This window comes from Streptomyces sp. NPDC034086, assembly GCF_055575515.1.
Genome location: NZ_JBVISM010000008.1, coordinates 237,353 through 256,857, shown reverse-complemented (window position 1 = coordinate 256,857; position 19,505 = coordinate 237,353). Strand labels below are relative to the sequence as shown.

Genomic DNA, 19,505 nt, shown 5'->3' with positions numbered 1-19,505 from the left:
CGTCACCTCTCCTTCTGCAGTACGGACAGCGCTGCGATCAGCTCGGCCTGTGGTTCCGGGGTGACTTCGAGGGCCTGGAGGGGAGCGAGCCTGCGGTCCCGTTCGGCGCGCAGGACCTGGTCGAGGTGGTCGCCGACCAGTTCGCCGCCCCGGTCGCGCAGGCGTACGGCGGCCTGTACGCCGATCCGCTCGGCGAGCTTCTCCCCGGCCGGCCGGGCCCGCTTGCCGCCGAGGAGGGCGGCGACGAGGAGGGCGGCGACCCCGTCGGGGTCGGGCGCGGGCTGCTTGTCGAGCTTGGCGACCTCCTCCTCGGCGAGTTCCTCCAGGACGCGCCGCCAGCGGCGTACGGCCATGCCGATACGTTCCGCCGCCTCCCGGTCGGGGCCGGGCGGCGGCACCGCCCCGGAGGCCGGCTCGCGCCGCCATACCTCGGCGATCCGCTCGTCGGCGGCGGCGACGGCGCACTGGAGCAGGGCGGCGAGGGATTCGGCGAGGGAGTCGAGGAGTTCGTCGGCACTGGTGTCGAGGGGGTAGCCGCGCCACCGGGTGAGGGCGTCACCGGCGAGCACGGCGCCCTTGTCGAGGCGGTTGCGGACCCGCTTGCCCTCCTGCCGGTACGCGTCCTCGACGGCGGTGGTGAGCCGGACGGCGGCGGCGTGCTGGGCGGCGACGGCGGAGGCCAGCTCCGGCATGCGGCGCTTGAGGGAGTCGAGCGCGCCGAGGGCGGTGCGGCCGACGGCGTACTGGCGGGCGGCGGGGTCCTGGACGTGATGGGTGAGCCAGGCGAGCAGCGGGGCGACGGCACTGGCCGGCAGCAGCCCGCCGCCGCCGGTCGACTCGGGCAGCTCCGGCACCGTGAACCGGGGCACGTCACCCAGCCCGGCTCGGGTGAGCAGCGCCCCGTACTGGCGCGAGACCTCGGCGAGCACCTGGTGCGGGACCCGGTCGAGGACGGTGACCAGGGTGGCGTTGTACTGCTTGGCGGTGCGCAGCAGGTGCCAGGGGACGGCGTCGGCGTACCGCGAGGCGGTGGTGACCATGACCCAGACGTCGGCGGCGCAGATCAGCTCGGCGGCGAGGGTGCGGTTCTCGACGACGAGGGAGTCGATGTCGGGGGCGTCGAGGACGGCGAGGCCGCGCGGGAGGGTGGAGACGGTCTCGATCCGCAGCTCGCGGGCCGAACCGGGGTGTCCCGGCGCGCGCTCGGGCTTCTTCCTGGAGGCGGGGACCAGTTCCTCGTCCGGCTGGGGCGCCCAGACGCGCATGAGGTCGGGGAGGATCCGCATCCCGGCGAACCAGTGGTGGTCGTCCGGGTGGCAGACGAGCACCGGCGTGCGGGTGGTGGGGCGCAGCACTCCGGCTTCGCTGACCTGCCGGCCGACGAGGGAGTTGACGAGGGTGGACTTACCGGCCCCGGTGGAACCGCCGATGACGGCGAGGAGCGGCGCCTCGGGCGACTTCAGCCGGGGGACGAGGTAGTCGTCGAGCTGCGCGAGCAGCTCGGCTCTGGTCTGGCGGGCGCGTGGGGCGCCGGGCAGGGGCAGCGGCAGACGCACGGACGCGACCCGGTCGCGCAGGGCGGACAGGGCATCGAGCAGCTGAGGCCGAACATCCAAGGTCACCACATGCGAAGAATGCCCAATTTGGGACCATTTTTGAAGCTTATACGCCCTCTGCGCGCCGACCGCGACTCCAGAGGGACATCATGGACACCGCGGACGAGTGGGACGCAGGCATAACGAGTGCACAACACCCAGGCCGACGCGGCGCAAAAGCGATGCGCGAATCGCACCTGCCTGCGATTATCGGGACCGCTTCACCGAACCTCCACAACGTGGCACGCGGGTGAAGCAACCGGGACAAGGCGACCGGAGCCCTATCCTTGACCCGGCACGGACCGCAGTCCCACCCCCACCAAGGGGCTCCAGGCCACCACGGTCACCTTCCGGCCCCCGTAGCTCAGTGGATAGAGCAGGCGCCTTCTAAGCGCTTGGCCGCAGGTTCGAGTCCTGCCGGGGGCACCACCGAAGCCTCGCCACCTCGGCGAGGCTTTCGCAGTCGGGACGGCGTGCGTCCCGAAAAGTCCTCGTACGGGCGCGTGCCCATGGCTGACGGGCGTCTTCCGCCGGCCGTCGGAGCCGGCGCATCGCAACCTCCCCTGCTGTGCGGCGTTGTCATCCTGTTGGCCCCCGTCTTTCAGGAGCACCGCGTGACGCCCACCTCTGCACCCGCCGCCGAAAGCCTCCTCCGCCAGACCCTCGGCGAATGGCGCATCGGACTGGTGGCCTGGCGGCTGCTCGTCCTGCAGACCGCCCACCCGGCCGTCGCGGCCGGCACGGCCCGCTACTCCACGTACCGGGCCCACCCCTGGCGCCGGATCGAGCACACCATGGACAGCGGAAGCCGGCTGTTCTTCGCGGGGCCCGAGGAGCGGCAGCGCGAAATCGCCAGGCTGGAGCGTGCGCACCGCCGGATCCGCGGAACCGACGATGCCGGCCGCCCGTACAGCGCCGAGGACCCGGAGGTCCGCGCCTGGGTGATGCTGACCCTGTACGAGGCCATGACGGCCATGCGCGAGCTGTCCGGTGATCCGCTCGACCCGGCCGAGCTCGACGTCCTGTATGCGGAGTTCAAGGAGGTCTGCGAGGCTCTCGGCATCCCCGGCGAGGTCCTCCCGGCGACCGCCGCCGACGTTCCCGCGTACGTCGACCGGACCGTCCGCGAGGTCCTCGAACTCGGCGACCAGGTCCGCTATCTGCTCTTCGAGATGCTGCGCGAAGCCCCCGCACCCCGCCGCCTGAGCCGGCTCCGGCCGGCCTGGCCGCTGCTGCGCGCCGTGGCCGCGAGCGTACTGACCAGCCTCACCGTCGCCGACCTGCCGTCGGCCTGGCACGAACGGTTCGGCATGCCCCGGACCCGTTCCGCCGCCGTACTGTCCTGGACGGTGCACCACGGCATGCGGCAGGTCATGACCCGCCTGCCGGACCGCCTGCGCTACCGCGGCCACTCCGACGGCGGCGACGGGCAGCGCTCGGCCCCGCGGCGGCCCGCGGCGGCTCCGCGCCTGCCCCGGCCCCGTACGGCCGACTCCCGCCCGGCACGGCTGGAGGCGTTCTTCCGGCAGGTGCTCGACCAGACCGGTGACGGGCGGGTCGACTCCGCGGACCTCCAGGCGATGGTCCACAACGTGTGCTGGCAGCTGGAGCTTCCCGTCGAGCGCGAGGACCTGCTCTACGCCGCCTTCGAGTCCTGGTGGAAGCAACTGTGCGCCGGCATGGACGCGGACGGCGACGGTGCCGTGGAGTGCGCCGAGTTCGTCTCCGCGATGCTCAAGGGCATGGACCGGGACCCCGAGTACCTCGAGCAGGGCCTCGAACCGGCGGTGCGCGCCCTGTTCCGCACCGCCGACACCGACGGCAGCGGATACCTGTGCGCGGACGAGTACCGCGTCCTGTTCGGGGGACCGCGCGTCCACCCCGCCGAGCTGAACGACGCCTTCCGCCAGCTGGACGGGGACGGCGACGGCCGGATCGGCGAGGAGGAGTTCGTCGCCGCGTTCACCGACTTCTTCACCGCCCGGGCGGACACCGCCGCGGGTGTGGCGCTGCTGGGCCGCGCCTGACCCGGGAAGCGGCCGCCGCGGCCCGGCCGTCCCGCCCGACGGGGGTTCGTTCGGGCGGGACGGTGTCAGGGGGTCCCGCCCTTGCCCGGGCGGACGGTGGGCGCGCGAGCGGGTCGGGGGCCGCGTGGGTCAGGAGGCCGGGGCCGGCTCGGTCAGGGCCGGCTCGGTGGGGGCCGGCTCGGTGGGGGCCGAGTCGGAGGGGGCGTCCTGGGGGGAGACGCCGAAGGCCTTGACGGCCTGGTAGTACGTCCAGGCCGTGCTGTCGCAGGAGCCCTTCTTGACACCCGAGTACTGCGAGCAGACCCGCTTCAGGTCCGCGTAGAAGGCGTCGTCCAGCCGGGACTTGTTGGCCGGGAACGTGCCGGCCGCCTTGTAGTTGCGGTAGCCGAAGTCGTGGCGGGCGCAGGCCGTCTGGAAGGGGAAGCCGAAGGGGTTGTCGGGGGACGAGGAGCAGTAGTCCGTCGACCAGTCGAAGGCGTACGCGGCCCAGCTCCCCTGGTTGGCGCGCGCCGTGACCCAGGCGTTGTAGCTGGAGACGCTCGTCTGCGTCCAGCCGCTCAGGACCTGCGGCTTGTCCGCCGGGACCGCCGAGGCCGGGGTGGCGAGGGCCAGCAGGCCAGCGGACGCGGCGGCGAGGAGGGGGACGAGACGGCGACGCATGGCAATCCTCCGGGTGGGGGCGGCGGGGCGAGCGGGCGACGGGGCCGCCCGGTCAACTCCCGGTGCGGCGACGGGTCCCACCCTCGGAGCGGGCCATATCCCCGATCCCTACCGCCCCTATAACGCGACGCGGAGGCGTACGTGTCGGTGCTGGTCGGTGGACCGCACCCTTCTCAGGTATGACTCCGTATCCGCCCTGCGGCAGATCCGAAATCGATACCGGGGAGGGACGCGCGAACCGGTCCCGACCCGAACACTTATGGGTATGAACCGCCGTCCGCTCGTCATCGCCGCCGCCGTCGCGGGAGTCCTCGCCCTGGCCGCCTTCGCGCTGCCCAACCTGCCGCCCAACCCCGTCACCGACGCCCTCGAGAAGCAGGTCCTGCGGGAGAAGGGCAAGCGCTACGCCAGCGCCGCCGACGCGCCGAAGCGGGGCGACCGGGCGTTCGTCCTGCCCGGTTGGATACCGCGGGACGCCACCGACATACGGATTCGCGCGCGCGGTGACGGCGGTGCCCGGCTGATCCGGTTCACCCTCGGCAAGACGCCGCTCGACGGGCCGCGGTGCGACGCCGCCGCGCGGAAGAAGCCCGGCGGCCCCCGTCTGGCCGCCCGTTGGTGGCCGGGCGACACCCGGGGCGAGGAGCGCCCCGAGTGCCGGGACCGCTACCAGTACCAGGTCTCGGTACGCGGCCGTGAGGTCTACGCCTGGACCGACGGGACGCCTTCCCCGGGAGCGCTCATACCGGGCGCCGGCCCGAACGGCGCCCCCGCCGTCACCAGCGGCGGCATATCCGGCGGGTCACCCGCCAGGTAGCCGGGACGGCTCAGACCGCTTCCCGCGCGAGGGCGGCCGCCGTGGCCCGCGCGAAGCCCTCCGGGTTGTCGAGCATGATGTTGTGCCCGCTGTCCGGTACGGCCACCACGGCGACGCCGGCCGCCTCCAGGGCATCGGCGCCGGCGGGTGTTCCGTCCTGCTCCGGGAAGAGGAAGGCGCGCGGGATCTTCAGCTCCACCAGCAGCTCCCGCATGGTGGGTGTGGTGCCCGCGGCCAGGTTCACGGCGCTGCGGTACAGGGCGGTACGGCCGGCCAGCCGCATGGTCGACCACCAGTGCGCGCCGACCCGGTCGCGTACCTCCGCCCAGCCGCCGGCCAGGAACTCCTCCTCCGTGTAGGAGGCGATACCGCTGCTGCCGACCGCGGACCGGAGGGGCGGTTGCGGGTCCAGGTTGGCGTCGATCAGGACGAGGCGGGAGACCAGCCGGGGGTGCCGGGCGGCCAGCACGATGGCCACCGATCCGCCCATGCTGTGGGCGATCACTTCGGCACCCTCGGCGCCGGCCGCGGACAGGGCCTGCGCCACCGCGTCGGCGTGTGCCTCCAGGGTGTACGGGAACGTCTCGGGCCGGTCGCTGTGGCCGTGCCCCAGCAGGTCGAGCAGCAGCGAGCGCCGCCCGGCCAGCAGCGGGTGCACGGCGCCGGCGGCGAAGTAGGCCGGGGAGGTGGCGCCGAGGCCGTGCAGGTACACGCGGGGGGCGTCCTCCCCCGGCAGCTCGGCCCAGCGGATCCGGTCGCCTTCCGGCGTCACGACGGCGTGGTGCATGGTCTGTTCCCCCTGGAGTGGTGCTCGGCAAGTCCGCCATGAGGGTAACCGGGGCCCCAACTGCCTCGTCTACGCTCGTCGGATGAGTCAGTACGTCAACCAGCAGTACGTCAACCAGCTGGACGGCGCCGCACCCCTGACGGGACCACCCCCGGCGGGGACCGCCGTCGCGGTGTGGGCCCTCGACACCACCCGGGAGGTGATCGGCGGTCACCGGGCCGACGGGGCAAGGGCAGTGCTCGACGCGACGGAACGGGAACGGGCGGAACGGCTGCTGCGCCCGGCCGACCGGCGCAGCTACCTGGCCTCGCACCTGGGGCTGCGGGTGCTGCTCGGCGGGTACCTCGGGCTGCCGCCGGAGAAGGTGGAACTGGTCCGCGAGGACTGCCCGGGCTGCGGGCAGCCGCACGGCCGTCCCGCCGTGGCCGGAGGTGCGGTGCACTTCTCCCTGTCCCACAGCGACGACCTGGCCTATTTCGCCTTCGCGGGGGTACCGGTCGGCGTCGACGTGGAGGGCCTGCCGGCGGCGGGCGCGGTGGACGACGTCCTCAGCAGCCTGCACCCGGTGGAGGCTGCCGAGATCGACGCGCTCCCCGAGGCGGGGCGGCGGGCGGCGCTGGCCCGCGTGTGGGCCCGCAAGGAGGCCTGCCTCAAGGGCACCGGCATGGGGGTCGCCCTCGGCCTGGCCGAACCCTACGTCGGTTCGGGGCCCGCCCCGGCCCCGGTCCCGGGCTGGACCCTGCGCGACCTCCCCGCCCCGGACGCCTACGCCGCCGCCCTCGCCGTCCGCGCGGCCTGAACGGGGCCGCGTGGACCGGGCGGGGCTCGGCCTGAACGGGGCCGCGTAAACCAGGCGGGGCGCGCCCCCTCAGCGGTGGCGCGCCGACAGGGCCACCACCCGAGCGGGACACGCCCACCGGCCGGGACCCGCGCCCCCGGCAAGGCCGCGCCGCCCGAGCAGGGTTGCCGCCGCCCAGCGGTGTGCCCGCTCGGGCAGGAACGCGCCGCCCGGGCAGGAACGCGCCGCCGCCCCGGCCGGGCATTGGCCCCTTCGGCGGCGTGTCGTGGGGCCACTCGGCGCACCCTCCGCGCGGCGCCATCCGGGCTGGCCGAGCATCGGCCGCATGACCGCCATGACCGCGCTGCTCCCGGCCGCCGCCCTCCTGGCGGCGGCCGCCGTCCTGCCGCCGCACCCCGCCGCCGCCACCGCCACCGCCACCGCCACCATCGGCGGCGAGGCCGGCGATGCCCCCACCTCGCCGTACGTCGTCACCCTGAAGGACACCACCTCCCGCGCCCCGACCCGCACCCTGGCCGCCGAGGCCGCGCGGTCGGGGGACGAGGTGGGAGCGGTCTACGAAGCCGCCCTCAACGGTTTCGCGGTGCGCACCACCGCCGCCCGCGCCGCCGTCCTCGCCGCCGATCCCCGGGTGGCGGCCGTGGAGCCGGACGCGCCGTTCCGGATCTCCGGTACGGCGTCCGCCCCCGGGGCTCCGGCCGGCGCCCCCCACCCCCCGGCCGTCCCGGTCCCGGTCCCGGCGCCCCCCACCGCCCCGGACGCCGCACCGGCCCCCGCCCCGGCCCCCGCGGACGGCCCCGCCGCCGTGACCCAGCGGTCGGCCCCCTGGGCACTGGACCGGATCGACCAGCGCGAGCTGCCGCTCGACGGTTCGTACACGTACGCGGGGAACAAGGGCCGGGGCGTCACCGTCTACGTGATCGACACGGGGATCAACACCCTCCACCAGGAGTTCGGCGGCCGCGCCCGCAACGGCTACACCGGGCGGCGCCTGGGAGGCTCCCAGGACTGCAACGGCCACGGCACGCACGTCGCCGCCACCGTCGGCGGGTCGACGTACGGGGTCGCGAAGGGCGTCTCGCTGGTCGGGGTGAAGGTCGCCGACTGCCAGGGCGACGGGAGCCTCTCGGTGATCCTGCGCGGCCTCGACTGGATGGTGAAGGACCACCTGCGCAACCCCGGCCGGGGCCCTGCCGTCGCCAACATGAGCATGGGCGGCAGCCGCAGCCACTCCATGGAGGCGGCGGTCATCCGCGCGGTCGCCTCCGGGATCACCTTCACCGTGGCCGCCGGCAACGAGGCCAGGGACGCCTGCGCCGGTTCCCCCGCCGCCGTCCCGCAGGCGCTCACGGTCGGCGCGACCGACGGGGCGGACCGGCGGCCGGCCTTCTCCAACCACGGCCGCTGCGTGGACCTCTCGGCGCCGGGGCTGGCCGTCACCTCCGCCTGGAAGGACTCCCCCACCGCCTTCGCGCGCTCCTCGGGGACCTCCATGGCCGCCCCGCACGTCGCCGGCGCCGCCGCGCTGCTCCTGGCGGACGGCAGGGCCGGGACCCCCGAGGAAGTCGGCCGGATCCTCCTCCGCGACGCCGTCCCGGACAAGGTGACGAACCTGCCCGCCGGGACCCCGAACCTGCTCCTGCACCTCCCGGCGGACCGCTGACGGCAGGACGCACCGGAGCCACCGGCCGCTCGCCCTCGGACGTCCCGTCCGACCCGGTCTGATGGGACATCAATGTCTGTGCCCATCGGGCGAATGCCGGGCATTGACTTCTCGGCACCGCGACGCCTCAATGACGGCCATCCGCACCGGCTCGGCCTTCCCCGCACAGCGGGTGGGGGGAAGGGTTCGTCATGACGAAGGAGTCGCGACCCTGTGAGTACGAGAACGCTCAGACGAAGAGTGCTGGCCGGGGCGGGCGCCCTGTCCCTGGCCCTGACGGGCGGCGTCGTGGCCCTGACGGGACCGGCGCGGGCCGCGACGAAGACCACTCCCGTGCCGGTGAAGTGCGTCGCGCCCGCACCCCAGCCGGGCGCCAACGGCGATCAGGACTACACGGTCACGGTGCCGGACACCGCCAGGGCGGGCGAGACCGTACCGATCACCATCGACCCCGGCGAGACGCCGGTGATCCCGATGTTCACCATCGACACGGTCAACACCGTCAAGGTGAAGCTGCTGGTCGGCGGGGTCGCGCAGACGGTCACCAGTCCGGCGACCCCCAGTCACCAGGAAGCCGGCAAGAAGTCCGACCCGCCCGCGTTCAGCGGGACCGTCAAGGTCCCCGACGGGGCGGAGGGCACCACGGTCCGGATCACCGTCGACCAGGTGGTCACGGACGCCGACCTCGGCGGCACGGTCTACACGACGACCTGTACGCCGGACCCGCGCCCGAGCGCCCCGGTGGCCTCGATCGCCGTCGACGCCCTGCCGAAGGACCCGGTCACCACCAGGCTGACGCCCAACAGCGGAAAGGCCGGCACCTCCGTCGTCGCCACCGGGGCCAACTTCCCGGCCGGCCCGGTGACCTGCTCCGCCCTGCTCGCCGGAGCGCCGACGGGGGACACCGGCACCGGAACGGCGGACGCGTCCGGGGCCGCCACCTGCACCGTCACCGTCACCAAGAAGGCGGACACGATCAGGATCGACGGCTCGGTCGCCCCGTTCAAGCCGTTCGTCTTCATCGAGGAACAGGCCGGCGTGCGGAACCCGGTGGACATCGAGGTGCTGCCCGGACCGCTGGCCCTCGGCCCGAAGGACGGCCAGCCGGCCGTCAGCTTCGGACCGGTGACCGTCAACGGCAAGGCACAGTCGGTGTTCGGCGCGTTCAACGCCGCGACGGTCCAGGACTTCCGCGGCGGCAGCCTCGGCTGGGACGTGACGGCGACCCGTACGCCGTTCCTGAACCAGGCCACGGGACACTCGATGGCGAAGGCCCAGCTCGGCATCCAGCCGACCTGCACCGTGACCAACCCGGACAGTCCGAGCACCTGTACGGCCGGCGCCCCGGGCGCGATCTCGGACACGCCGATGAAGGTCGCCTCGCAGGCAGCCGGCGGTGAGGAGCTGACCGGCGGCGAGTTCGCCGTGGGCGGTGCCGCGGTGATCCAGCTGCCGCCGTTCGTGTTCGCCGACACCTACCGGTCGGTCGTGACCTTCTCCATCGCCTGACGGACGGCCGCCCGGCCCGGGTGGTGCGGTGCTCCGGCGCCGCGCCACCCTCCCGCGTCCCCCCGTTCCGCCGCGTTCCGCCGCGCTGCCCCGCACTCCCCCGCCGTGACACTGGAGATCCCGCCCATGCGTCTGCGCACCGTTCTCCGCTCCCTCCTCCCGGGCCTGTGCGGCGCGCTGGTGCTGCTGCCCGCCGCTCCCGCGACGGCCGCGGACAACGGCACCTGGGCGGTCTTCCCGACACCGCCCGCCGGCGCGACGGTGACCGACCGGGCGTACTTCTTCCACGAGGGCGCGGCCGGCACCACCGTCGGCGACAGCGTGACCATCCTGAACTCCTCCGACAGGGAGCTGACCTTCCGCGTCTTCGCCGCGGACGCGGTCAACACCCCCTCGGGCGGCGCCTTCGCGCTGCTGCCGGTGCAGACGAAGCCCCGGGACGTCGGCGCCTGGGTGGCCCTGGCCCCCGAGGCGGCGGCCACGGTGACCGTCCCGCCCCGGGGCCGCAAGGACGTCCCCTTCACCGTCAAGGTCCCCCCGGACGCCGTGCCGGGTGACCACGTCGGCGGGATCGTCGCGCTGAACACGCGGGTCGAGGGGGTGCGGGAGGAGGGCAGGGTGCAGGTCGGCGTCCAGCGGCAGGTGGGTGCCCGGCTGTACTTCCGGGTGCCCGGGCCGCTGACGCCGGGCCTGAGCGTGGAGGACGTACGGGTCACCCGGGGCGCCCCGCTGCTGCCGTGGGTCAAGGACGCCCGCGCCACCGTCACGTACACGCTGGTCAACCGGGGCAACGTGGTCCTCGGGCCGACGGTGGCGGTGTCCGCCGAGGGCCTGTTCGGGCGCCGGCTGCTGGACCGGCCGGCCCGGGACCGGAAGGTCATACTGCTGCCCGGCCAGCGGATCGAGCTGACCGAACCGTGGCCGGACGCGCCCCGGCTGGACCGGGTTTCCGTCACGGTGCGGGCGGGCGCGTCCGCCCATCCCGACCTCCTCGCGGAGGCCGGTACGGACTTCCTCGCGGTCCCGTGGCCGGCGGCGGGCGCCGCCCTGGTGCTGGCGGGAGCGGGCGTCGCCCTCCCGGTGCTGCGCCGGCGCCGCCGCGCGGCCGCGGAAGAAGCGGAGAGCGAACCGGACTTGGCGCGGGCCCGCTGACCGGCAAGGGTGTCCCCGGGGGTGACGGCATTCGGCCATCACCTGCGACGGGGAGGCACGAAGGATGGCACGAGAGCACAGCGAGTCCGGGTCCGCCGCGCCCGCCGCACGGCCGGTCGGGGGCGTGGGCCTGCTGACCCGGATCGAGCGGGCACTCGGCACCGGCACCGCCGCCTACCTGCCCGGGGACGGCTGGATACGGCTCACCCTCCCCCTCGACGACGGAGGCCCGGCGCCCGTCACGGTGGACGTGGTCGCGGACGCGGTGCGGGCCCCGCGCGGGATCGTGTACCTGCTGCCCGGCGGTGGCCTGAACTTCGCGGCGGACTTCTTCACGCCCGGCGCCGGCAACCTGGCCCACCACCTGCGCCGCCAGAGGCTCCTGGTGGTCGGGGTGACCCCCCGGGAGGACGCCGCCCGCCCCGACGAGGTCACCGCGGACTTCGGGCTCGCGGCGCACCGCCGGGACCTGGCGGGCGTGGTGGCCGCGCTGGACTCCGTGCTGGGCCTCCCGTACGCGTACGCGGGCCACTCGGCGGGGGGCGTCCTGGCCCTGGACGCGGCCTCGCACGACCCCTCGGAGCGGCTGCGCCGGATCCTGGTCCTGGACACGACCGGGCCGTACGCCGGAGCCCCGGCCGAGCGGGCCGCGCGGACCAGGGAGGCGTACGAGGAGCAGCTCGCGCGGGGCGTCCACGCGAGCGACCCGGGCCTGGCGGGGCTGGTCTCCCGGGCGGTGGCCGACCCCTCCGGCGACTCGGCGGTGCCCTGGCCGCCGGACCCCGCCCGGCGCTTCACGCACGCGGGCCTGGCCCACTTCGCGCTGGTCCGCACCGCGGCCCTGCCGGGCCCGGCGAACTGGATCTACCGGCAGGGCCACGCCGCGGGCACGTACGCGTTCGGCGCCACCCCGGCCGAGGACCGCTTCACCTTGGCCCGCACCCCGCTCGCCACCTGGCACGCGGCCACCTCGGCGCTCGGCAGCGGGCTGGTCCCGACGGCCCTGATGCGGGATCTGGCGGCGGTGTGGGCGGGCGACGGCAAGGCGTACGGGATCGCGTGGGAGCGGATCCGCTGCGAGGTGGTGTGGGTCAACACCGAGCTGGGCCGGGGCGACGAGCCGCGCGGGGCGGAACTGATCCGCGCGGCGGGCAACGCCCGGGTCCGCTTCGTCACGGTCCCCGGCTACGGCCACGGTGACGTGGTCTGGTCCGCCACGGCGTCCACGGACGCCTGGCCGTACCTCCGGGACGTCCCAGCGGCTCCGGTCGGCCCGGGGCTCCCAGCATGAGGGCAGCCCCGGGACCGTCGCCGTTCAAGGGTGAGGAAAGCGAAGAGGCCCCCGCCAGGGCTTGCCCGACACAGCGGTTGCGACTAGCGGAACTCCGTAGACGGCTTCTCGAAGCCGGCCGACTCGTTCTGCCGCTTGTCCAGTATGTCGCAGACGAAAGTCAGCAACATAGAGAGCCGCAAGCTGACTCCTGCTCCCGTGGACGTCGAATTGGTCCTCCGGGCACTCGGTGTCCCCACCTTGTTGCAGCGCTGGGCGAGCCGGGTCTGAGTCCACCCGGCCCGCTTCGTAGCGTCTTCAGCGTCTGCGCCAGGTCAGCCCGTCACGTCCAGGATGCGGATCCGTTCGCCGGCCAGCACGTGGGGCGCGTAGTACTGGGAGAACTCGAACCGCAGGTAGCCGGAGAGCGGGCGGGTCAGGACGTGCACACGGCCCTGTGGGCGCCCCTTGGCCGCCTGGCGTCGCAGGCCGGCCGGTGTACTCGTTCGCGCCCCCGTGAGGATCGTCGGGTCAGTTCCCCACGAGCCATGGCGAAACCCCCTTGTCGGGCAGCGCGGTTGGGCTGGTGACCATGACGGTACGAGGGCGTGCGGTCCGCCGTCCATGCGGTCTCGCCGATATTCGCGTAGTCGCATAAGGCCAGGTCCCGGACGGCCCCGGACAGCAGGAACCCCCGGCCGGTGAGGGTGGGCCGGGGGTTCCGTCGTGCGGGGTGGTGTCAGTGGTTGCGGGGGAAGCCCAGGTCGACGCCGGCCGGGGCGTCCGCCGGGTCGGGCCAGCGGGTGGTGACGACCTTGCCGCGCGTGTAGAAGTGGATGCCGTCGTTGCCGTAGATGTGGTGGTCGCCGAAGAGCGAGTCCTTCCAGCCGCCGAAGGAGTGGTAGCCCACCGGCACCGGGATCGGCACGTTCACGCCGACCATGCCCGCCTCGACCTCCAGCTGGAAGCGGCGGGCGGCGCCGCCGTCGCGGGTGAAGATCGCGGTGCCGTTGCCGAACGGCGAGGCGTTGATGAGGGCCAGGCCCTCCTCGTAGGTCTCGGTGCGCAGGACGCACAGCACCGGGCCGAAGATCTCGTCGCGGTAGGCGTCGGAGTCGGTCCTGACGCGGTCGAGGAGGGAGAGGCCGATCCAGTGGCCGTTCTCGTTGCCCTCGACCGTGTAACCGGTGCCGTCCAGGACCACGTCGGCGCCCTGCGCGGCGGCGCCCTTGACGTAGGAGGCGACCTTGTCGCGGTGGGCGGCGGTGATCAGCGGGCCCATCTCGGAGGTCGGGTCGTTGCCGGGGCCGATCTTGATCTTCTCGGCGCGCTCGCGGATCTTCTCGACGAGTTCGTCGGCGATGGAACCGACCGCGACGACGGCCGAGATGGCCATGCAGCGTTCGCCCGCCGAGCCGTAAGCGGCGGAGACGGCCGCGTCGGCGGCGGCGTCCAGGTCGGCGTCGGGGAGCACCAGCATGTGGTTCTTGGCGCCGCCCAGCGCCTGGACGCGCTTGCCGTTGGCGGCGGCGGTGGTGTGGATGTGACGGGCGATCGGGGTGGAGCCGACGAAGGAGACGGCGGAGACGCCGGGGTGGGCGAGGAGGGCGTCGACGGCGGTCTTGTCACCGTGGACGACGTTGAGGACGCCCGCGGGCAGGCCGGCCTCGGTCATCAGCTCGGCCAGCTTGTTGGAGGCCGACGGGTCCTTCTCGCTCGGCTTGAGGACGAAGGTGTTGCCGCAGGCGATGGCCAGCGGGAACATCCACATCGGGACCATGGCCGGGAAGTTGAACGGGGTGATGCCCGCGACGACGCCGAGCGGCTGGCGGATGGCGGAGACGTCCACCCGGTTGGACACGGAGGTCGACAGCTCGCCCTTGAGCTGCGTGGTGATCCCGCAGGCCAGCTCGACGATCTCCAGGCCGCGCGCGACCTCGCCCAGCGCGTCGGAGTGCACCTTGCCGTGCTCGGCGACGATCAGCTCGGCGATGGCGTCGCGGTTGGCGTCCAGCAGGGCGCGGTAGGCGAAGAGCACCTTGGTGCGGGCGGCCAGCGAGGACTGGCCCCACGACAGGAAGGCCTCCTGGGCGACCTTCACCGCGGCGTCGACCTCCTCGGCGGAGGCGAGCGCGACCCGCGTGGTGACCTCGCCGGTGGCCGGGTCGGTGACCGGGCCGTAGTTGCCCGACGCGCCCTCGACGGTCTTGCCACCGATCCAGTGGTTGACGGTCTTCATGGTGCTGCTCCTTCACAGATGGCGACGTCGCTGCGCGGCTTGCCGGTCGTACTCTTCACGGGCCTGGGCGGCCGGCGCACGGGTCGCGGTCTCGGCCACAGGAACATCCCACCACGCCTGTGCCGGGGGCGGGCCCGACACAGTGTCGGGTGTTCGGGTCTGTGCGTAGACACATGTGGGCCGGTCCGACTCACGCGCCTCGGCGAGGGCTTTTCGCAGGTCACCGATGGTGTGGGTGCGGATCACGGCCATTCCGAGGGAGGCCGCGTTGGCCGCGAGGTCCACCGGCAGGGGCGGCCCGTCGTACGAGCCGTCCTCCCCCCGGAAGCGGTACGCCGTGCCGAAGCCCTCACCGCCGACCGCCCCGGACAGGCCGCCGATGGAGGCGTAGCCGTGGTTGTCGAGGATCACCACCGTGACCGGGATCCGCTCCTGGACGGCGGTGACGATCTCCGTCGGGTTCATCAGGTACGTCCCGTCGCCGACCAGCGCCCAGACCGGGCGGCCGGGCGCGGCCAGGGCGGTGCCGATCGCGGCGGGGATCTCGTAGCCCATGCAGGAGTAGCCGTACTCGACGTGGTACTGGTCGGCGGAGCGGGCCCGCCACAGCCGGTGCAGGTCGCCCGGCAGGGAGCCGGCGGCGTTGATCAGGATGTCGCTGCCGTCGACGAGCCCGTCGAGCAGGCCGAGGACCTGTGCCTGGGTGGGCCGGGCGTCCTCCCGCGGGGCGGCCCAGGCCCGGTCGACGCGGCGCTCCCAGTCGGCCTTCGCCGCCGTGTACGCCGCCTCGTACGGCGGCTCGACCCGGTACCCGGAGACCGCTTCCCGGAGTTCGGTGAGGGCCTCGCGGGCGTCGCCGACGAGGGGGTGGGCGGCCAGTTTGTGGGCGTCGTAGGGGTCGAGGTTGAGGCCGATGAAGCGGACGGCCGGGTTCTGGAACAGGGTGGCGGAGGCGGTGGTGAAGTCGGTGAGCCGGGTCCCGGCGGCGATGACCAGGTCGGCGCCGCGGGCCAGTCCGTCCGCGGCGGCCGTCCCGGTGTGGCCGACGCCGCCCACGTCGGCGGGGTGGTCGTACGGGAGGACGCCCTTGCCCGCCTGGGTGGCGGCGACGGGGATCCCGGTGGCCTCGGCGAAGGCGGCGAGGGCGTCCTGGGCGGCACTGTGCCGGATGCCGCCGCCGGCGATGACCAGGGGGCGCGCGGAGCCGCGTACGAGTGCGGCGGCGGCGGCGAGTTCGCGGCGGTCGGGGCGGGGGCGGCGTACGGCCCACACCCGCTCGGCGAAGAACTCCTCGGGCCAGTCGTACGCCTGCGCCTGCACGTCCTGCGGGAGCGCGAGGGTGACGGCGCCGGTCTGCACCGGGTCGGTGAGCACCCGCATCGCCTGGAGGGCGGCCGGGACCAGGGCCTCGGGGCGGGTGATCCGGTCGAAGTACCGGGAGACGGGCCGCAGGGTGTCGTTGACGGAGACGTCGCCCGCGAAGGGGACTTCCAGCTGCTGGAGCACGGGATCGGCGGGCCGGGCCGCGAAGGTGTCCCCGGGCAGCAGGAGCACCGGGATCCGGTTGACGGTGGCGAGGGCCGCGCCGGTGACGAGGTTGGTGGCGCCGGGCCCGATGGAGGTGGTGACGGCGTGCGCGGAGAGCCGGCCGCTCTGGCGGGCGTAGCCGACGGCGGCGTGCACCATGGCCTGTTCGTTGCGCCCCTGGAGGAACGGCATGGCGTCCGGGCCGCTCTCCAGCAGGGCCTGCCCGATCCCGGCGACGTTCCCGTGCCCGAAGATCCCCCAGGTGGCGGCGATCAGCCGGTGCCGGCGGCCGTCGCGCTCGGCGTACTGGACGCTCAGGAACCGTACGAGCGCCTGGGCGGTGGTGAGCCGGACGCTGCGCGGCGGCACGGTCACGGGGCCTCCTCGGGACGGGGTGCGGGACGGGACTCCGGGCGGGACGCGGAACCCGACTGCGAGCGGGACGCGGAACCCGACGCGGGACGGGACTCCGGGCGGGACGCGGAACCGGACTGCGGGCGGGACGCGGGGCCGGACTGCGAACCGGACGCGGAACCTGGCTCCGCGCGCGGCGGGAACGGCAGCCGGGGATCCACGTCCTGCCCCGCCCACTCCTCGCGGATCCAGGCGTGGTCGGGGTGGTCCCGGATCAGCCACTCCCGTTCCGGCCCCGGGCCGGCCATCACGTTCAGGTAGTACATGTCGTGTCCGGGCGCGGCGATCGACGGCCCGTGCCAGCCGTCCGGGATGAGGACGGCGTCGCCCGTCCGCACCTCGGCGAGGACGTCGGTCCTCCCCGCGGGCGAGGGCGTCACGCGCTGGTAGCCGACGCCGGGGGTGTCGCCGTGCGGGGCGATCTCGAAGTAGTAGATCTCCTCCAGCCGGGACTCCTCGCCCGGGTGGTGCTCGTCGTGCTTGTGGGGCGGGTACGAGGACCAGTTGCCGCCGGGGGTGAGCACCTCGACGGCGATGAGCCGGTCGGCGGCGAAGGCACCCGCGGCGGCGAAGTTGTTGACCTGGCGCGAGCAGCGGCCGGCGCCGCGCAGCTCGACGGGCACGTCCTCGGCGGAGCCGTACCGGGCGGGCAGCCTGGTCCCGCAGCGCGCGCCGACGAGCGCGAACCGCCCGCCCCGCGCCGAGGCGACCTCCGCGCGCCCGTCGCGGGGGAGGTACGCGAAGTCGGTGACCCCGGCGAACACCCCGGGCCGGCCGCGCAGCCGGAAGGCCCGGCCGGACCCGGTCACCCCGGCCCCGTCCGCGCCCTCCCCGCCCACCGCGCCCACCGCGCCCACCGCGCCCTCCCCGCCTTCCGCGCCCGCCGCGCCTTCCTCGCAGCGGACCTCGCAGCCACCGGACAGCGGGAGCACGATCCATTCGGCGTCCCCGCACGCGTGCGCGTACGACTCCCCCGGCGCCAGCTCCAGCACCCGCAGCCGGGTGAACTCCATCTCCCGCTCACAGACCACCGGCACGGCCGAGCACCTCCTCCACTTCGCCCGGGAACGGCATCGCCGACGAGCACGCCAGCCGCGAGGCCACGATCGCCCCGGCGGCGTTCGCGTACCGCAGCACCCGCTCCAGGTCCCAGCCGGCCAGCAGCCCGTGGCACAGCGCGCCCCCGAAGGCGTCCCCGGCGCCGAGCCCGTTCACCACGTCCACCTCCACCGGCGGGACCTCCACCGCCGCCCCGTCCCGGTGCACCGCGAGCACGCCCCGCGGTCCGCGTTTGACCACGGCCAGCTCCACCCCGGCGGCGAGCAGCGCCTCCGCCGCCGCGTACGGCTCGTCGTGCCCGGTCGCGACCCGGCACTCCTCGGTGTTGCCGACGGCCACCGTCGCCATCCCGAGGGCCCGCTCGTACCAGCTCCGCGGCGGGCCGTCCCACAGCGTGGGCCTCCAGTCGAGGTCGAAGACGGTGGTCCCGGACTTCGAGCGGGCCTCCAGCGCGGCCAGGGTCGCGCCGCGGCTCGGCTCGGCACTGAGCCCCGTGCCCGTCATCCAGAAGACCCGCGCCGCCCGCACTGCCTCCCGGTCGATCTCGTCCGGGAGGATCTCCAGGTCGGGTGCCTTCGGGAGCCGGTAGAAGTAGAGCGGGAAGTGGTCCGGCGGGAAGACCTCGCAGAAGGTGACGGGCGTCGGGTACGCCGCCACCTCGCCCGCCCACCGGTCGTCGACGCCGAACGCCCGCAGCTCGGCCCGCAGATAGGCGCCGAAGGGGTCGGCCCCGGTCCGGGTGATGACGGCCGTGCGCCGTCCGAGCCGGGCGGCCGCGACGGCGACGTTCGCCGGCGAGCCGCCGAGGAACTTGCCGAAGGTCTCGGCCTCGGCGAGCGGTACACCGGTCTTGAGCGGGTAGAGATCCACCCCGATCCGCCCCATCGTGATCAGGTCGTAGGCCGCTTCCCCGGTCGGCCCCTCCGCCGGTCCGTCCGCCGTGGTCACGGCGGGCCCTCCTGCCATTCGTCCTCCCTCGTTCCTCGAAGTCCCGCGAGTCCCGCACAGTCCGCGACCCCCCGGTCCCCCGGACCTCCGCACCCTAAGGTGGCCGTCATGACCTCCTCCCCACCCGCGTTGACCCGTATCCGTATCGGTTCGGCTCCGGACTCCTGGGGTGTCTGGTTCCCGGAGGATCCCCTCCAGACGCCCTGGGAGCGGTTCCTCGACGAGGTCGCCGACGCCGGGTACGAGTGGATCGAGCTCGGCCCGTACGGCTACCTGCCCACCGATCCCGCCCGGCTCGCCGACGAGACGGCCAGGCGAGGCCTGCGGGTGTCCGCGGGCACGGTCTTCACCGGACTCCATCACGGCCCCGCCGTCTGGGAGGAGACCTGGGCGCACGTGTCGCGGATCGCCGCGCTGGCCCGGGACACGGGCGCGGAGCACCTCGTCGTCATCCCCTCCTTCTGGCGCGACGACAAGACGGGCGCCGTGCTGGAGGATCCGGTGCTCGGCGCGGCCCAGTGGCGTGAACTGGCCGCGGGGACCGAGCGTCTGGGCCGGGAGGTCCGGGAGCGGTACGGGCTGCGGATCGTGGTCCACCCGCACGCGGACACGCACCTCGACACCCCGCGGAACGTGGCCCGGTTCCTGGACGCCACCGATCCGGCGCTGGTCTCCCTGTGCCTGGACACGGGGCACTACGCGTACTGCGGCGGGGACAGCGTCGAGGCGATCGAGGCCTTCGGCGAGCGGATCGGCTACCTGCACCTGAAGCAGGTGGACCCGCGGGTCCTGGCCGAAGTGCGGGCGCAGGGGACGCCGTTCGGCCCGGCCGTGGCGCGGGGGGTGATGTGCGAGCCGCCGTCCGGGGTGCCCGCGCTGCAGCCCGTGCTGGCGGCGGCGCAGGGGCTCGGGGTGGACCTGTTCGCGATCGTGGAGCAGGACATGTACCCGTGTCCGCCGGAGCGTCCGCTGCCGATCGCCCGGCGCACCCGCGCCTACCTGCGTGCGTGCGGCGCCCGCTGACCGGCCCGGCCATCCT

Annotated in this window: 16 protein-coding genes and 1 tRNA gene; 9 read left to right on the top strand and 8 right to left on the bottom strand. The window is 74.4% G+C overall.

Translation table 11 applies throughout. From position 1 onward, the window contains the following. Positions 1-2 precede the first annotated feature (2 nt). Complete coding sequence (locus ACZ514_RS20480; RefSeq protein WP_468174641.1) at positions 3-1,616, bottom strand: dynamin family protein; 1,614 nt, start codon at positions 1,614-1,616, stop codon at positions 3-5. Positions 1,617-1,948: 332 nt separating this feature from the next. Here ACZ514_RS20480 and ACZ514_RS20475 point away from each other — a divergent pair. Both ACZ514_RS20475 and ACZ514_RS20470 read left to right on the top strand, forming a co-directional pair. Continuing rightward, a tRNA-Arg gene (locus tag ACZ514_RS20475) sits at positions 1,949-2,024 on the top strand. Between the two features lie 185 nt (positions 2,025-2,209). Then, the gene (locus ACZ514_RS20470; RefSeq protein ID WP_468174644.1) at positions 2,210-3,622 is read left to right on the top strand and encodes an oxygenase MpaB family protein; all 1,413 of its coding nucleotides are present in this window, start codon (positions 2,210-2,212) and stop codon (positions 3,620-3,622) included. Positions 3,623-3,751: 129 nt separating this feature from the next. Here ACZ514_RS20470 and ACZ514_RS20465 read toward each other — a convergent pair whose 3' ends face one another. Then, positions 3,752-4,282 carry a phospholipase gene (locus ACZ514_RS20465; RefSeq protein ID WP_469125312.1) on the bottom strand — a complete coding sequence of 177 codons (531 nt, stop codon included), beginning with the start codon at positions 4,280-4,282 and terminating at the stop codon, positions 3,752-3,754. A 265-nt stretch (positions 4,283-4,547) separates the two neighbouring features. Here ACZ514_RS20465 and ACZ514_RS20460 point away from each other — a divergent pair, with 265 nt between their 5' ends. Beyond that, positions 4,548-5,099, top strand: a complete 552-nt coding sequence (locus tag ACZ514_RS20460) for a hypothetical protein (protein WP_469125311.1) — start codon at positions 4,548-4,550, stop codon at positions 5,097-5,099. Positions 5,100-5,109: 10 nt separating this feature from the next. Here ACZ514_RS20460 and ACZ514_RS20455 read toward each other — a convergent pair whose 3' ends face one another. After that, on the bottom strand, positions 5,110-5,886 hold the full coding sequence (locus tag ACZ514_RS20455) for an alpha/beta fold hydrolase (protein WP_468174651.1): 777 nt from the start codon (positions 5,884-5,886) through the stop codon (positions 5,110-5,112). Positions 5,887-5,968: 82 nt separating this feature from the next. Between ACZ514_RS20455 and ACZ514_RS20450 the strand changes: the two genes are divergently transcribed. The 5 genes from ACZ514_RS20450 (at position 5,969) to ACZ514_RS20430 (ending at position 12,300) form a co-directional block, all read left to right on the top strand. Further along, on the top strand, positions 5,969-6,685 hold the full coding sequence (locus ACZ514_RS20450) for a 4'-phosphopantetheinyl transferase family protein (protein ID WP_469125310.1): 717 nt from the start codon (positions 5,969-5,971) through the stop codon (positions 6,683-6,685). 325 nt (positions 6,686-7,010) lie between these two features. Then, positions 7,011-8,348: a S8 family peptidase gene (locus ACZ514_RS20445; RefSeq protein ID WP_469125309.1), complete on the top strand. Its 1,338-nt coding sequence runs from the start codon at positions 7,011-7,013 to the stop codon at positions 8,346-8,348. A gap of 213 nt (positions 8,349-8,561) precedes the next feature. Beyond that, entirely contained in the window at positions 8,562-9,857 is a 1,296-nt protein-coding gene (locus tag ACZ514_RS20440) for a hypothetical protein (RefSeq protein WP_469125308.1), read from the top strand. Between the two features lie 126 nt (positions 9,858-9,983). Then, the gene (locus ACZ514_RS20435) at positions 9,984-11,009 is read left to right on the top strand and encodes a WxL protein peptidoglycan domain-containing protein (protein WP_469125307.1); all 1,026 of its coding nucleotides are present in this window, start codon (positions 9,984-9,986) and stop codon (positions 11,007-11,009) included. 64 nt (positions 11,010-11,073) lie between these two features. Further along, positions 11,074-12,300, top strand: coding sequence for a hypothetical protein (locus tag ACZ514_RS20430; protein WP_469125306.1), 1,227 nt, complete (start codon positions 11,074-11,076; stop codon positions 12,298-12,300). A 314-nt stretch (positions 12,301-12,614) separates the two neighbouring features. On the opposite strand, the gene ACZ514_RS20425 is transcribed toward ACZ514_RS20430, so the two are convergent. The 5 genes from ACZ514_RS20425 to iolC form a co-directional block, all read right to left on the bottom strand. Continuing rightward, positions 12,615-12,905: a DUF6879 family protein gene (locus ACZ514_RS20425; RefSeq protein WP_469125305.1), complete on the bottom strand. Its 291-nt coding sequence runs from the start codon at positions 12,903-12,905 to the stop codon at positions 12,615-12,617. A 113-nt stretch (positions 12,906-13,018) separates the two neighbouring features. After that, entirely contained in the window at positions 13,019-14,518 is a 1,500-nt protein-coding gene (locus ACZ514_RS20420; protein WP_468174685.1) for a CoA-acylating methylmalonate-semialdehyde dehydrogenase, read from the bottom strand. Positions 14,519-14,530: 12 nt separating this feature from the next. Next, a complete protein-coding gene (gene iolD / locus ACZ514_RS20415; protein ID WP_468699709.1) occupies positions 14,531-16,420 on the bottom strand; it encodes a 3D-(3,5/4)-trihydroxycyclohexane-1,2-dione acylhydrolase (decyclizing) in 1,890 nt (629 codons plus the stop codon). Then, entirely contained in the window at positions 16,417-17,472 is a 1,056-nt protein-coding gene (gene iolB, locus ACZ514_RS20410; RefSeq protein ID WP_469125332.1) for a 5-deoxy-glucuronate isomerase, read from the bottom strand. The genes iolD and iolB overlap by 4 nt, the downstream gene beginning before the upstream one ends. Positions 17,473-17,479: 7 nt before the next feature. Continuing rightward, a complete protein-coding gene (gene iolC / locus ACZ514_RS20405) occupies positions 17,480-18,403 on the bottom strand; it encodes a 5-dehydro-2-deoxygluconokinase (protein ID WP_469125331.1) in 924 nt (307 codons plus the stop codon). Between the two features lie 171 nt (positions 18,404-18,574). On the opposite strand from iolC, the gene ACZ514_RS20400 reads away from it, so the two are divergent. Then, positions 18,575-19,489 carry a sugar phosphate isomerase/epimerase family protein gene (locus ACZ514_RS20400; RefSeq protein WP_469125304.1) on the top strand — a complete coding sequence of 305 codons (915 nt, stop codon included), beginning with the start codon at positions 18,575-18,577 and terminating at the stop codon, positions 19,487-19,489. The last annotated feature ends 16 nt before the right edge of the window (positions 19,490-19,505 follow it).

What these genes read in the sequence shown, in the direction of transcription:
- ACZ514_RS20430 (WP_469125306.1), top strand. Translation starts at nt 11,074, where the DNA reads ATGGCACGAGAGCACAGCGAGTCCGGGTCCGCCGCGCCCGCCGCACGG.
- ACZ514_RS20435 (WP_469125307.1), top strand. Translation starts at nt 9,984, where the DNA reads ATGCGTCTGCGCACCGTTCTCCGCTCCCTCCTCCCGGGCCTGTGCGGC.
- ACZ514_RS20425 (WP_469125305.1), bottom strand. Translation starts at nt 12,905, where the DNA reads ATGGACGGCGGACCGCACGCCCTCGTACCGTCATGGTCACCAGCCCAA.
- ACZ514_RS20400 (WP_469125304.1), top strand. Translation starts at nt 18,575, where the DNA reads ATGACCTCCTCCCCACCCGCGTTGACCCGTATCCGTATCGGTTCGGCT.
- ACZ514_RS20445 (WP_469125309.1), top strand. Translation starts at nt 7,011, where the DNA reads ATGACCGCCATGACCGCGCTGCTCCCGGCCGCCGCCCTCCTGGCGGCG.
- iolB (WP_469125332.1), bottom strand. Translation starts at nt 17,472, where the DNA reads ATGGAGTTCACCCGGCTGCGGGTGCTGGAGCTGGCGCCGGGGGAGTCG.
- ACZ514_RS20450 (WP_469125310.1), top strand. Translation starts at nt 5,969, where the DNA reads ATGAGTCAGTACGTCAACCAGCAGTACGTCAACCAGCTGGACGGCGCC.
- ACZ514_RS20420 (WP_468174685.1), bottom strand. Translation starts at nt 14,518, where the DNA reads ATGAAGACCGTCAACCACTGGATCGGTGGCAAGACCGTCGAGGGCGCG.
- ACZ514_RS20455 (WP_468174651.1), bottom strand. Translation starts at nt 5,886, where the DNA reads ATGCACCACGCCGTCGTGACGCCGGAAGGCGACCGGATCCGCTGGGCC.
- ACZ514_RS20465 (WP_469125312.1), bottom strand. Translation starts at nt 4,282, where the DNA reads ATGCGTCGCCGTCTCGTCCCCCTCCTCGCCGCCGCGTCCGCTGGCCTG.
- ACZ514_RS20460 (WP_469125311.1), top strand. Translation starts at nt 4,548, where the DNA reads ATGAACCGCCGTCCGCTCGTCATCGCCGCCGCCGTCGCGGGAGTCCTC.
- iolC (WP_469125331.1), bottom strand. Translation starts at nt 18,403, where the DNA reads ATGGGGCGGATCGGGGTGGATCTCTACCCGCTCAAGACCGGTGTACCG.